At 59.7% G+C, this 12,721-nt stretch carries 12 protein-coding genes and 1 pseudogene; 6 read left to right on the forward strand and 7 right to left on the reverse strand.

The window, feature by feature from the left end; genetic code table 11:
* Window positions 1-41 precede the first annotated feature (41 nt).
* Window positions 42-1,208: a ribonuclease D gene (gene rnd, locus L53_RS06185; protein ID WP_034813294.1), complete on the forward strand. Its 1,167-nt coding sequence runs from the start codon at window positions 42-44 to the stop codon at window positions 1,206-1,208.
* Window positions 1,209-1,219: 11 nt separating this feature from the next.
* Here the strand turns inward: rnd and L53_RS06190 are convergent, their stop codons facing one another.
* From L53_RS06190 to L53_RS06205, 4 genes are read right to left on the reverse strand one after another with little or no spacing between them, the layout of a single operon-like run.
* Window positions 1,220-2,698, reverse strand: coding sequence for a Ppx/GppA family phosphatase (locus L53_RS06190; protein ID WP_051607660.1), 1,479 nt, complete (start codon window positions 2,696-2,698; stop codon window positions 1,220-1,222).
* Between the two features lie 5 nt (window positions 2,699-2,703).
* Window positions 2,704-4,872 carry an RNA degradosome polyphosphate kinase gene (locus L53_RS06195; RefSeq protein WP_084333271.1) on the reverse strand — a complete coding sequence of 723 codons (2,169 nt, stop codon included), beginning with the start codon at window positions 4,870-4,872 and terminating at the stop codon, window positions 2,704-2,706.
* Window positions 4,873-4,901: 29 nt separating this feature from the next.
* Window positions 4,902-5,627: a DnaA ATPase domain-containing protein gene (locus L53_RS06200; protein WP_034813295.1), complete on the reverse strand. Its 726-nt coding sequence runs from the start codon at window positions 5,625-5,627 to the stop codon at window positions 4,902-4,904.
* Window positions 5,624-6,643, reverse strand: a complete 1,020-nt coding sequence (locus tag L53_RS06205) for a hypothetical protein (RefSeq protein WP_034813297.1) — start codon at window positions 6,641-6,643, stop codon at window positions 5,624-5,626. The genes L53_RS06200 and L53_RS06205 overlap by 4 nt, the downstream gene beginning before the upstream one ends.
* Before the next feature lie 105 nt (window positions 6,644-6,748).
* Here L53_RS06205 and purM point away from each other — a divergent pair, with 105 nt between their 5' ends.
* From purM to L53_RS06225, 4 genes and pseudogenes are all read left to right on the forward strand, one after another.
* The gene (gene purM / locus L53_RS06210; protein WP_034813299.1) at window positions 6,749-7,774 is read left to right on the forward strand and encodes a phosphoribosylformylglycinamidine cyclo-ligase; all 1,026 of its coding nucleotides are present in this window, start codon (window positions 6,749-6,751) and stop codon (window positions 7,772-7,774) included.
* Window positions 7,771-8,339, forward strand: a pseudogene (purN, locus tag L53_RS17725) (phosphoribosylglycinamide formyltransferase). Before purM ends, purN begins: the two are co-directional and overlap by 4 nt.
* Before the next feature lie 106 nt (window positions 8,340-8,445).
* On the forward strand, window positions 8,446-9,276 hold the full coding sequence (locus L53_RS06220; protein ID WP_034813302.1) for a hypothetical protein: 831 nt from the start codon (window positions 8,446-8,448) through the stop codon (window positions 9,274-9,276).
* Between the two features lie 69 nt (window positions 9,277-9,345).
* Window positions 9,346-9,729, forward strand: a complete 384-nt coding sequence (locus L53_RS06225; RefSeq protein ID WP_034813303.1) for a hypothetical protein — start codon at window positions 9,346-9,348, stop codon at window positions 9,727-9,729.
* Window positions 9,730-9,863: 134 nt separating this feature from the next.
* On the opposite strand, the gene ndk is transcribed toward L53_RS06225, so the two are convergent.
* Window positions 9,864-10,286: a nucleoside-diphosphate kinase gene (gene ndk / locus L53_RS06230; protein ID WP_034814231.1), complete on the reverse strand. Its 423-nt coding sequence runs from the start codon at window positions 10,284-10,286 to the stop codon at window positions 9,864-9,866.
* A gap of 148 nt (window positions 10,287-10,434) precedes the next feature.
* Here ndk and L53_RS06235 point away from each other — a divergent pair, with 148 nt between their 5' ends.
* Complete coding sequence (locus L53_RS06235; RefSeq protein WP_034813305.1) at window positions 10,435-10,770, forward strand: zinc ribbon domain-containing protein YjdM; 336 nt, start codon at window positions 10,435-10,437, stop codon at window positions 10,768-10,770.
* Window positions 10,771-10,773: 3 nt separating this feature from the next.
* On the opposite strand, the gene L53_RS06240 is transcribed toward L53_RS06235, so the two are convergent.
* Both L53_RS06240 and L53_RS06245 read right to left on the reverse strand, forming a co-directional pair.
* Window positions 10,774-11,247 (reverse strand): DNA polymerase III subunit chi, encoded by a 474-nt coding sequence (locus tag L53_RS06240; protein ID WP_034813307.1) that lies wholly within the window; start codon window positions 11,245-11,247, stop codon window positions 10,774-10,776.
* Window positions 11,248-11,250: 3 nt separating this feature from the next.
* Complete coding sequence (locus L53_RS06245) at window positions 11,251-12,717, reverse strand: leucyl aminopeptidase (protein WP_034813309.1); 1,467 nt, start codon at window positions 12,715-12,717, stop codon at window positions 11,251-11,253.
* Window positions 12,718-12,721 lie beyond the last annotated feature (4 nt).

Consider the following 12,721-nt stretch of genomic DNA (forward strand, 5'->3'; position numbering starts at 1 on the left):
GCTCTCGCAATTGTCAAGGCGATGCGATACGCAAGCGCGCGATGACTGACAACACCCTGACTCCCATTACTGAGCAGTCCGCACTGGAAGATCTGTGCGGAAAGCTTGCTGAATCCGACTTTATTTGCGTCGATACCGAGTTTCATCGGGAGACGACCTACTGGCCGGAACTCTGCCTCGTCCAAGCCTCCGCCCCCGGTGTAGAAGGCCTGATCGACCCATTGGCCGAGGATCTGGACATCGGCCCCTTCCTCGATCTGATCGCCGCAGACAACCGCGTGAAAGTGTTTCACGCCGCCCGTCAGGACCTTGAAATATTCAACCGTCTGATCGGCCATCCACCCGGCCCGATTTTCGATACGCAGGTCGCCGCGATGGCGCTCGGCCTTGGCGATTCGATTTCATACGACAATCTCGTTCAGCGCGTGCTGAAGCGCCAGATCGACAAATCGAGCCAGTTCACAGACTGGACCCGCCGTCCACTCAGCCAGAAACAACTGGTCTACGCCCTTGGCGACGTAACGCATTTGCGGGACGCCTATCTCAAAATGCGCGATGAGCTGGAACAGCTTGGACGCCTGGGATGGGTGCGCGAGGAAATGGCAGATCTGGAAGATCCCGCCAAATACGATACCGACCCCGCCAAGGCATGGCAGCGACTCAAATTGCGAAAGCCGAAGAAAGACTACGCAGCCATTGTTGTGGCCGTTGCCGCCTGGCGCGAAACCATGGCGCAAGAACTGGACAAACCACGCCGCCGGATCCTGAAGGACGACGCGATTCAGGAAATCGCCAGCCAGAAACCGCGCTCCGAGGGCGATTTCGGCCAGCTCCGCGCAGTGCCAAATGGGTTCATTCGGTCGAAATTCGGCAATGGCCTGCTTGAGGCAGCAATCGATGCCATCGACAATCCAGACAAGTACGCGCCCGAGCTTGGCCCGCGGGTCCAGAACGCCCAGATCCCCGCTGGTGCGCCCGAACTGCTCAAAGTGCTCCTCAAGCATGTCAGCGAGGAGAATGACGTCGTGCCCCGCCTAATCGCAAATGCGGCCGATATCGACCGGATCGCTCGCGGTGAGACCGGTGACGAAATTGCCGCCATGTCAGGCTGGCGTTATGACATGTTCGGGAAACGCGCACAGGCCCTGCTGAACGGGAAACTGGCCGTATCTTTTGAGGGCGGTCAAGTCAGACTGTTCGACGTCTAGGCTGCTCACCCTCAACTAATAATGACATCCGATTTCAAACGCAGCTGGCTCGCCGTTTGCGAAAGCCTGCGCTCGACCGTATCTGAAACCATCGCCTCATCGGCTTTCGACACTTTCAGCTGAAGCGTATCATGCGTGCGAACCAGTCTGGCCCGCTGAAGGATTGGCCCTGACCGACCCGAGAACACAGCCCCCAGTCGCATCGCACTCCCGATCTGGCGGGCGCGCTCATCCTGCTCCGGCGTCGTGAGCGCGACATACTCATCCGGTCTCTTGAAGTCTTTCTGGTAGCGGCATCCAATGGCATAGGCGATCAGAGCGCGTTCGCCGTGCGAGACGCCGACATAAGGCGCCCTGAGCGCTTGATCATAGGCCATGATGGACCGGTGATCCGGATGGAACCGCCCGGCACTGTCAGCCATCATGCAGGCCGCCTTCTCGATTCTTATGTCCGCGGCAGGCGATCCGAACAAGTCCGGCTCGGGGGCCAGGGCCGGCGCGATGAAATCATGCAGCGCTTCGCCGAACAGGATCTGGTTCTTGTCCAGCCGCGCGAACGCGATCGCGCCATCCATCAGCGGATCGTGCAAAGGCGCGCCCAGCGCATCCCGCAGCACGCCTTCCCGCAAGCCTGCCGAGGAAATGGTCACGCCCTCCAACCGGCTGTTGCCAAGAATTTCCTGAAGCAGGATCGCCGCGACCGGCAAATGCTTGGCGCGGCGTTTGTCGACGTTTTCCAGCATCGCCCGCGCCGTCGAACTGGTCACGCTGTCGAAGCAGAGCTTTGCTGCCTTGTCGACCTGGGATTTCGACATCTGATAGCCCTGCAGCACTTTGAGCGAATAGTCCTCGATCTGCATGTTCAGCTTTGCCACGGTCCGCCATGCGCCGCCCACCGCATAGAAGCGCCCCGTCGATTTTGCCAGCACATCAGACGTCTTGAGCTCCGCCCGTATGGTACGGCGCAGCGCCTTCAGATCAATATCCCCCTCGACCAGAGAAAGCGGGCCAAGCATCAGGCTCTCACCGTCTGCGGACTTGCCGCCGATTTGCTTGAACTCAAGGCTCGATCCACCAAGATCGCCAATCATGCCGAGCGGCGCATGGAAGCTCGCCTCTACGCCAATGGCCGATAAGCGCGCCTCATCCTCCCCCGACAGAACCACCACGCGCCGTCCCAGCGCCTTGGACGCCAGGCTGATGAACTCCGGACCATTCTCGGCTGACCGCACGGCTGCAGTTGCCACAGCCGTGTAATGCCTCAAGTGCAAGGCTTTCAGGATCGCGCGATACCGACCAAGAGCCTTCAACGCCGATTCAACACCAGTCGGGGAAAGCTGCCCCGTCTGCATCAAGCCCTGACCCAATCCGGCCATGACTTTCTCATTGAAGGTCGGAAGGATTGAAGCGCCCAGAACATCGTAGATCACCAGACGTACCGAGTTTGACCCGATATCGATAATTGCCGCACGTTCTGATTTGGGAAACATCAAACCTAGACGCCTTCGCGAGGTTTCAGACGTGGCGGCAGGCTGACTTCGAGCGCGCTCCCGCGTCCAGACAGGCTGGGATTGTCCATGAAATATGTGTGGGCCGAGAAAGTCTCTGTATCGGGACGCAATTCCATTCGCTCATAGACGCCGTCTTCTCCCATGATCCAACTTTGTTGTTCGTCATTCAGATTGGCGACCATGATCTGGTTCAGCACCTGACGGTGAACGGTTGGATTTTCAACCGGCACCAATGCCTCGACACGCCGGTTCAGATTTCGCGGCATCCAGTCCGCAGACGAGATAAACACTTTGGCCTTGGGCGATGGCAGAACCTCCCCATTGGCAAAACAGACAATGCGGGAATGTTCCAGGAACCGACCCACAATGCTCTTTACAGAGATATTATCAGACAAGCCCGGAACGCCGGGACGCAGGCAACAGATGCCGCGTACGACCAGAATGATCGGCACGCCCGCCTGGCTGGCCGAATAGAGCGCATCAATCACTTCGCCATCGACCAGCGAGTTCATCTTCGCCCACACGCCGCAGGGTTCGCCCCGGCGCGCCGCGTCTGCCTCTGCCTCAATCATCCCGATGAGTTTCTCTTTCATGTCGAGTGGCGACATGGAAACCTTTTCCATCACGGGACCGACAGAGGGTGGCTCGCGATAGGCCGTCACAAAGTTGAAGAGACGATTGGCGTCACGACCCAACGCCGCATCCGCAGTGAATAGCGACAAGTCTGTGTAGATCCGCGCATTGATCGGGTGGTAGTTGCCCGTCCCGTAATGCGTGTATGTGCGCAGCTCATCACTTTCGCGGCGCACCACAAGCGACACTTTCGCGTGGGTCTTGTACTCGATGAAACCGTAGACAACCTGAACACCCGCGCGCTCAAGGTCGCGTGCAAGTCGCAAATTGGCTTCTTCATCAAAGCGCGCCTTGATCTCGACCAATGCGGTAACATTTTTTCCGGCCTCTGCCGCTTCGACCAGGGCGGCAACAATCGGTGAATTCGCCGTTGTTCGGTAGAGCGTCTGCTTGATCGCAACGACTTGCGGATCGGCTGCGGCCTGCCGGATGAACTGGACTACAACATCAAACGTCTCGAATGGATGATGAACCAGAATGTCCTTTGCCCGGATCGCCGCAAAACAGTCACCCCCCATCTCGCGGATACGCTCGGGGTAGCGCGGCTCATAGGACGGGAACTGCAGGTCTGGCCGATCACTGACAATCAGTTCCGATAGCTGTGCCATTCCAAGAATGCCATCATAGAGAACGATGTCGGCTTCTTCAGCGCCGATCTCATGCGTGATCAGTCGGCGCAGGTCTTCCGGTGCACTGGATTGCATTCGGATACGAACGATCCGGCCCCTGCGACGTTGCTTCAGCAACACTTCGAATTCGCGGATCAGGTCTTCGGCTTCTTCCTCGATCTCGATGTCGCTGTCACGGATCACACGGAACAGGCAGCGGTCTTTCTCCTCAAATCCGGGAAAGAGTTCATCGATGAACATGCCGATGACATCTTCCAGCGCAATGAAGCGCAAATTGCCCTTGGTGCCTTTGGGCAGGCGAATGAAACGCCGAACAAAGGCCGGCAATGGAATGATGCCCACATGGGCATCTCCATTCCCCTTGGCAACCAGATTGATCGCAATCGAAAAGCCCAAATTTGGAATGAACGGGAACGGATGCGCGGGATCGACTGCGAGTGGTGTCAGGACCGGGAAGATGTTCGACCGGAAATATTTGTCCAGCTCAGCCCGGTCTTTCTTGTTCAGTTCCTTCACGCCCAGCACATGAACGCCTTCGGCATTGAGTTCCTGCTTGAGGCTGCGCCAGCGCGCTTGCTGTTCGGCGATCAGGTTCAGGGAAGCTTCTTCAATCCGTTCCACCTGCTCGGCTGGGGTCAAGCCATCCTGACTGGCTTTGACAACGCCGGCCCGCACCTGTTCGCGCAGGCCCGCATAGCGCACCATTTCGAACTCATCGAGGTTGCTCGCCGATATCGACAGAAACCTCAGGCGCTCAAGAAGGGGATGGTCGGTATTCGACGCTTCTTCCAGCACACGCTGGTTGAACTCCAGCCAGGATAATTCCCGGTTCAGGAACCGCTCCGGCGAATTCATCGTCTGCTTCTGGGTTCCAGACTGTCCATCGGCCATGATGCCAAACTCCGCAATTCCATTCAATTCTAGAGCATGGACCTCTGATCGGGGTCGGCCCAGCCCAATTCTTCGACGACTTCCCGGGCCAATGGCACCGAGGGTGCCCGGCCCGCTTCGGTCACCTTATCATTCAATTTCTCTATAAATATTTCGATAGCCTCATAAGAAAGTTCCAGTCGGGGTACCAGATACTTAATGACCTCAGGCTCAAGCTTCAGGAAATAGCGCTCGGCAGCGGATTCCAGCCGCGCCTTGAGCATTTTTTCGTCAGGTTCTCCAATCTCGATCACCGGCAGTGCCATGAGGCGGGATTTCAAGTCGGCTGACTGGGTTTGCCATTGGCTCGGATGGTGCTTTGAAGTCAGCAGGACATGCCCGCCCTCAGCCGTTGCTGTATTGATCAGTGTCAACAAATTCTCGGATTTCTTGACGCGGTCGGCATCGTCCACCGCGACAAATCCCGACGCCAGCGCCGCCAGGCCGCGTGATTTCAGACGGGAAAACTCCTTGGCGACATGATAGCTGCCTTCAAATTCCTGACACCAGGCGCGCGCCAGAACAGACAATCCGCAGCGCGGCGGCCCCAACAGGCAAATGACAGGAAACGGCCAACTCTGCGGCGCGCCGAGCACCGCCAAAGCGCTCTCATTGGCTTCCGTCACCAGAAGCGCATCAAGCGTGGGTTCTTTTGCAGGAAAGCCGAGGCTGAGCTGGCTCGGCTTGTAGGGCCTGTTCGGGTTCGCCGGGTTCACGGTTCCCCCGACGACGACACCGCGGACCGGACAATCCAGCCATAATCATTTTCAGACAGGGAAACCCCGCGCTGCAGCAGGTCGTTCTGCAGGCGCGGTGGATCGCCCGCATAGGAAAAGGCAACCATCGCCCCGTCACGCGCAATCGCGTCAATGCGGAATTCCGAGATCAGAGGCGACCGGGCCAGCGCGCCCCGCAACGTGTTCCATTCGATGAGAGATGTGTAGCGTACACTCGCCGTGGCCGGAGTCCGCTCACCGCTACGGATAACCGAGGTCCGCTTCCAGTTTTCATCCAGCAGGCCAAGCATCGCATCGACCGCGCCGTCCAGTGTCTGGGCGTAGGGTGTCGTGCCGACCGGTTCGGTGCCCGCCGCCGTCACAGTGGACACTGTAACGCGCCATGCGCCATCCTGGCCGGACAGGTCCGCCAGAATGCCTCGGCGCGCGCCCAGGGCAGACGCCTCCGGTGACAGTTCCATCCAGCTGCTGAAGGCGCTGTAACCGGGGCTGTTCGAGGTCACATAGGGCGACAGCGTCTCATCGCGGCCTGTTCCGAGCGCTTCGCGCCAGGCAGCGTCCAACCCCGCAGACGCAGCGAGCGGGACCAGCAGGCCCTTGGGGCCCTGCGTATCAACATAGGGCACCGACAGGGAGTCGAGATGCGCGCGAACCATGCGGGGGTTGTAGACCATGGCCAGCGTGCCCTTGTAGCGGCCATTGCCGGCCGTCTCTTCCTGCACATCAACGGCCGCTGACAAGCGGTTCGCGAGCGCGGCATCAATCGGGATACCCCCGGCAGACACACGGTCATCGGCCAGTGTGATCCGGTCGATCAGCACACGAGCCCCCTTGATCCGGGCTGCAGCCATGGCGCGCTCACGCGCCTCGATCAGTGTGCTGGCGGATTCGTCCACTTCGATATTTGAAACCGTGTAGACATCCCGCGTATCAGCGGAGGCGCCCAGCCCGAGGGCAACCAGCGCGAAAAGGGACGCAATAAGGATACGAATCATGGTCAACGGCCTCCGTTTGGACCTCTTGTAGCAAGCCAGAGCTGGGGCTGGAACCGCAAGCGGCACTGGCAGAGACGTTTTCCCCATGCTAACGCGCGAGTCATCATGAGCGATACATCCAAAACTCCCCTTTCCTACCGTGATGCCGGTGTCGACATTGAGGCAGGAGAAAGGCTGGTTGAGGCCATTGGCCCGCTGGCAAAGGCAACCGCACGCGCAGGCGTCATGGGCGGGCTCGGCGGCTTCGGTGCGCTGTTCGACCTGAAAGCCTCCGGGTATGAGGATCCTGTCCTGGTTTCCGGCACAGACGGCGTCGGCACCAAGCTGATGCTGGCTTTCGAAACCGGCATCCACAACACGGTCGGCATCGACCTCGTCGCCATGTGCGCCAATGACGTGCTCGCCCAAGGGGCTGAGCCGCTGTTTTTCCTCGATTATTTCGCAACTGGCAAGCTCGAAGCCGGCATCGCCGAAGCAGTCGTCGCCGGCATTGCGGAAGGCTGCCGCCAGTCCGGCTGCGCCCTTGTCGGCGGCGAAACCGCTGAAATGCCCGGCATGTACCCGCCCGGCCATTATGACCTTGCCGGCTTCGTGGTCGGCGCCGTGGACCGCGCCAAGGTCCTTCCCCGCATGGGCGACATGGCCACTGGCGACGTGCTGATCGGCATCGCCTCATCCGGCCCGCATTCGAATGGCTATTCTCTGATCCGCCGCATCGTCGAGCGGGAGGGCCTCTCCTATGAGGCCGCATCGCCCTTCTCTGACGGCACGCTCGGCGAAGCCCTGCTGACCCCGACGCGGCTTTATTCCGCAGCCGCCCTGCCGCTCATCAAGGGCAGCCTGATCAATGGCCTTGCCCACATCACCGGCGGCGGCCTGACCGAAAACACCCCGCGCATGTGCCCGGACCATCTTGTCCCCCGCATTGACCGCAACAGCTGGACGCCCGGCCCGGTCTTCCAGTGGCTGCAGGAAGCCGGCGGCGTCGAGCTGGATGAGATGCATCGCACCTTCAACATGGGCATCGGCATGGTCTTCTCCGTCGAGCCGGACATGGTTGAAATCGTCATGAACCAGCTGAGCCTGTTGGGGGAACACCCGGTCGTGCTCGGAGACCTCGCCCCCGCATGACCCGCCTGAAACTGGCCATCCTGATTTCCGGGCGCGGCTCCAATATGGAAGCTATCCTAGAGGCGGCGCGGGACCCGGCCTATCCGGCCAAGCCCGTTCTCGTCCTCTCCAACCGTCCTGACGCGAAGGGGCTGGAAACGGCAGCGCCATAGATCACAAGACCTATGGCAAGGACCGCGAAGCATTTGAGCGCGCCATGCACGAGCAGCTCACAGAGGCAGGCGTCGAGATCATCGCGCTGGCCGGGTTCATGCGGGTGCTGACACCCTGGTTCGTCAACACATGGGAAGGCCGGATGGTCAACATCCACCCCTCGCTGCTGCCAAATTACAAAGGCCTCGACACCCATCAGCGCGCGCTGGATGCAGGCGATACCGAAGCCGGCTGCACCGTCCACTGGGTCAGTCCCGGTGTTGATGATGGCGAAATCATCCAGCAGGGAAGCCTGCCCATCCTGCCGGGCGACACAGCCGACAGCCTCGCCGCCCGCCTCCTGCCAGTTGAACACCAGCTCTACCCGGAAGCGCTGGCCAAGGCCTGCGCCGAAATTCAGGCGCGCGACTGAACTCCCTGCCCAAATTGAAGTCGCGAAGTTCGCTTGGCGCTCTTGATGTCCCGGTCAGCATGGGTAGGCTTCATGCCAAGCCAAAATGACCGTGGGGACGTAATCGGTGCACATCATCACTCGCTACCGCAGGCTCAGCCTGTGGAACAAGATCGCTTTTTGGGGCTCGCTGGCTTCAATCTTCGGCGTCGCAATCTTTGTCTGGAACACGATTGATACGGCCCGGCGACAGTTCTCTGAACCTATCGCGATCAGCCGGGTATATGATGAGATAGACAGCTTCATATACGAAGGTGTGAGTGATGAGCGACCCATCGAGGATGTCCGCCAAACCCTTCCGGCGATTTCCTCCACGCCTTTCCTCTCATTCTCGGTTCGGTCGGACGCCGAGAAACACACAGTGCAGTTTGCGCCCTACCTGCTGGTCGACGTTCTGTCCGCTGAACCTTTCGCACCGCAAATGCTTGCGCTGTACGAAGCCCAGCGCGGTGCAGGTGGTGAACAGCGCGAGTTCAAAGGCATGCTGCGCCCCGTAACCGGCCTGCAATTGGCCCCGCATCTGGACCCTTATGACCGCACCTTGAAACAGGTGGATTTCTTCACGCTCGCACCCGGCGAGATTGAAGAAGTGTTTTTGAACCTTGGCTACTATCCTGGCTACAAGTTCACATACCGGATCGGGCTACAGTATCGGTATCAGGACAAGGACAGGACCCTGTGGCTGCCGGATACATATGAGCGTGGCGTACCCAATACCGAACTTCCTGTGTCACATTTCGGGCGGGCCTATGTCGTCTCATTCCATCCCGACAGCTATGAAGAAGATGTTGCGACAACCCAATCCCGGTACACAGAATTTCAGGATGAAGTTGAGCAATTTGTCAAGCAAACGCGGGTTTTCTCTCCACGTGATGTTGACTTGCAGGTAGCAGACTAGCCTCCAGTCCACGCAGCTTCATGCCTTTCGAATTCGTCGGAGACACAGCGCCAATATGCTGATCAGACGATGCCAGCCCTTTCCCTCTTCCAGCCCTTGCCGGGCCTGCCTTGGCATCTTTTGCTCATCTGGCCCCTGATCTTCTGGCGCATCCAGCGCCTGAGGGCGTGGTTCCGTGCCAATGGCCGCCCCGGCTCTCAGATGCTCTGGGGCATCACACGAAGCGGGCGGGTTGCGGTCAATCTGTTGTCGGATGATCTATCGGGACGGAGGCCGCTCCAATCCGGATTCGGTTTTGAACCGTCACGCCCTTTCCGTGAAGCGGCCTACGGCGAATTGATCGTTCTCACCCCTGATCCGTGCCCCCGGCGCATGCCGGGGCCTCCTGCAGCAAGAGATCCCGGCTTTCGCCAGGAATTCGGACTCTATCACCTGCCGCGCCCAGACACATGACCCTGCCAGCCTTGAAACTGATCTGGTACCCCCCGGAAGGCGCCGCCTGTCCGGCCGCTTGTGCTGCGCGCAAGAAAAAGGGCCCAACCTTACGGCGGGCCCTATGCAAATCTCACCTGCCAGAAGGCGTCGCCTTAACCAGCGATGTCGGCCTCGGAGAAGAATTGCGCGATCTCGATCGCGGCATTCTCTTCGGAGTCCGAACCGTGCACGGTGTTTTCGCCGATGGATTTGGCGAACAGTTTGCGGATCGTGCCGTCAGCGGCTTCGGCCGGGTTCGTGGCGCCCATCACTTCGCGGTAGGCCGCAACAGCGTTCTCGCCTTCGAGGACCTGAACGACGACCGGGCCGGACGTCATGAATTCAACCAGTTCGCCGAAGAAAGGACGCTCACTGTGAACGCCATAGAAGCGCTCGGCCTGAGCCTGCGTCATCTGGATGCGGCGCTGGCCGATGATGCGGAGACCGGCTTTCTCAATGACGGCGTTGACGGCGCCGGTCAGGTTACGCTCGGTGGCGTCCGGCTTGATGATGGAAAAAGTGCGCTGAACAGCCATGATGACATCCTGCTTGAAAGGGAAAAAAGGGTTCTGGCGCGGCCTATAGCGGGGCGGGCCCAGCGGGGCAAGCATCGAAGGCCGCTATTGCGCAGGCGGCCCGAGAGGCATAGGGGCTGGGGCCTGAATTTCGACAAGGATCCGACCCATGAGCGCGCTACCTCCCTGCCCCAATTGCAATTCCGAATACACTTACGAAGATGGCGCGCTGCTGATCTGTCCGGAATGCGCGCATGAATGGAGCGCCGATGCCGCAGGCGCGGCCGATGCGCCAGTCATCAAGGACTCAAACGGCAACCCACTCGCCGATGGCGATACGGTCACGGTCATCAAGGACCTCAAGATCAAGGGCTCGTCCTCAGTCGTCAAACGCGGCACCAAGGTCAAGAATATCCGTCTCGTCGACGGCGATCACGATATCGACTGCCGCATCGACGGCATTGGCCAGATGGGCCTGAAATCGGAATTCGTGAAAAAGGCCTGACGCCTACTTGCCTGCCTCCTGCCAGCCGCCATTCGGCGTCTGCTGGAAATATCGGGTCACCAGCCCGGCATCCTTGGCCGCTTTGAACTGTTGGCGGGCCAGATTGCGCGTGTCCGTGTCGCCATCATCGAACATGACCATGCAGCGCGTATAGGGCGCATCGACAGGCGCCTTCGTCCCGTCCATCAGGAACAACGCATCGGCCTTGTTCAAATTCTCCGGCTTGCCTGCCAGCAGGATCGGCTGGCGCGCAGGATCAAGCCCCGGCGCCTCGGCCTGGCCATGCGGCAGGAAAGTCTTCTCGTCGAAAGTCCAGAGGCTCGCATCCAGCGCCGCCCGGCGCTCGACACTCGGGCTGACCGCCAGAACGCGCCAACCAACATCAAGGCATTTCTGCATAAGCGGCGCCGCAGCCTGCTCCAGCGTGGTGCGGGAGAGATGGTAAAACCACCATTCAGGCTTCGGCGCCTCTGACATCACCTAGTTCTCGTAATTGTCCGCGATCCAGCGATCGAGCAGACGCGGGCCGAAGCCGGATGCCCAGCTCACATCGAAGGCGGCCTTCTCACCTTCAACCCAGGCAACGCCCGCGATATCGAGGTGCGCCCATTTCACGCCTTCTTTTACGAAACGCTTAAGGAATTGTGCCGCTGTGATCGAGCCAGCAGCCCGGCCGCCAATATTGCGCATGTCGGCAAATTTCGACTTCAACAGCGAGTCATATTCTGGCCCGAGCGGCAGGCGCCAGACGCGCTCGCCTTCGGTCTGGCCAGCCTTGGAGAGTTCATTCGCCAGATCGTCGCTCTCCGTGAACAGGCCGGCATGATGATGGCCCAGCGAGATCACAATCGCACCGGTCAGCGTGGCGAGATCCACCATCGCCTTCGGTTTGAAATGCTCCTGAGCATACCAGAGCACGTCGCAAAGCACGAGACGGCCTTCTGCGTCAGTATTCTGGACTTCGATGGTCTGGCCGGAGGCCGACTTCAGGATATCACCCGGACGGATTGCATCGCCATCCGGCATGTTCTCAACCAGACCCACAAGACCGATCACATTGACCTTGGCCTTGCGCTCGGCCAGCGCGCGGATTGCACCGGTCACAGCCGCTGCGCCGCCCATATCCCCGCGCATATCTTCCATGCCCGGTCCGGGCTTCAACGAGATGCCGCCCGTGTCGAAACAAACGCCCTTGCCAATCAGGATCACCGGGTCTTCGCCTTCGGCACCGCCCATCCATTTCATCACGCCGAGCTGGCTTTCCTTGACGCTGCCCTGACCGACGCCAAGCATCGAATTCATGCCGAGCTTGGCAAGTTCGGCTTCGCCAAGCACTTCGACCTGAACGCCATACTGGCCCAGCTCGCGGCACTTCTCTGCAAAGCTCGCCGGATAGAGATCATTCGGTGGCATATTTACCAGATCGCGCGCAAGCTTGGTGCCTTCGGCGCCCGCATTCAACGGCACGAATGCCGCCTCAGCCGCAGGCACATCGGAGACCATCAGCGTCACGCTTTCAAGGCTGGGCTTCTGGTCATCTTTCAGCTTGGTGAAATATGTATCGAAGCGATAGCTGGCGAGCTTCGCACCGAGCGCAATGCGCGCAGCATCCTTTGCGGAGCCAGCATGGATCGCGAGAGATTTGAAACCGCTGCCTGAATGGGACTTGTAAAGATTGGCACCGAGGCCTTCGAGAGCGCGCGCATCGCGCTTGTCTTTCTTGCCTGCACCGATCAGCACCGCACGGCGAGCATCGCTGCCCTTGGGCAGAACGATAAAGGCCTGCTGGTCCTTCTTGCCACTGAACCGGCTACCATCCATGGCTTCTGACAACAGACCGCCCGTGGTTTCGTTCAGCGCGGCCGCAGCTTCGGGAAGATCCCCGTCTTCATCGACCAGAAAGGCGATGATGTCGGCCTTGGCACTTTCAGCAAATGTGATTTTCATGTGT

The sequence above is a fragment of the Hyphomonas sp. L-53-1-40 genome (assembly GCF_000682775.1).
In the GTDB taxonomy this organism is placed as follows: Bacteria; Pseudomonadota; Alphaproteobacteria; order Caulobacterales; family Hyphomonadaceae; genus Hyphomonas.

Excerpts from the sequence above, each read along its gene's own strand:
- rnd (WP_034813294.1), top strand. The coding sequence starts at position 42 with ATGACTGACAACACCCTGACTCCCATTACTGAGCAGTCCGCACTGGAA.
- ndk (WP_034814231.1), bottom strand. The coding sequence starts at position 10,286 with ATGGCTGTTCAGCGCACTTTTTCCATCATCAAGCCGGACGCCACCGAG.
- L53_RS06205 (WP_034813297.1), bottom strand. The coding sequence starts at position 6,643 with ATGATTCGTATCCTTATTGCGTCCCTTTTCGCGCTGGTTGCCCTCGGG.
- purM (WP_034813299.1), top strand. The coding sequence starts at position 6,749 with ATGAGCGATACATCCAAAACTCCCCTTTCCTACCGTGATGCCGGTGTC.
- L53_RS06245 (WP_034813309.1), bottom strand. The coding sequence starts at position 12,717 with ATGAAAATCACATTTGCTGAAAGTGCCAAGGCCGACATCATCGCCTTT.
- L53_RS06195 (WP_084333271.1), bottom strand. The coding sequence starts at position 4,872 with ATGGCCGATGGACAGTCTGGAACCCAGAAGCAGACGATGAATTCGCCG.
- L53_RS06240 (WP_034813307.1), bottom strand. The coding sequence starts at position 11,247 with ATGTCAGAGGCGCCGAAGCCTGAATGGTGGTTTTACCATCTCTCCCGC.
- L53_RS06190 (WP_051607660.1), bottom strand. The coding sequence starts at position 2,698 with ATGTTTCCCAAATCAGAACGTGCGGCAATTATCGATATCGGGTCAAAC.
- L53_RS06225 (WP_034813303.1), top strand. The coding sequence starts at position 9,346 with ATGCCAGCCCTTTCCCTCTTCCAGCCCTTGCCGGGCCTGCCTTGGCAT.
- L53_RS06235 (WP_034813305.1), top strand. The coding sequence starts at position 10,435 with ATGAGCGCGCTACCTCCCTGCCCCAATTGCAATTCCGAATACACTTAC.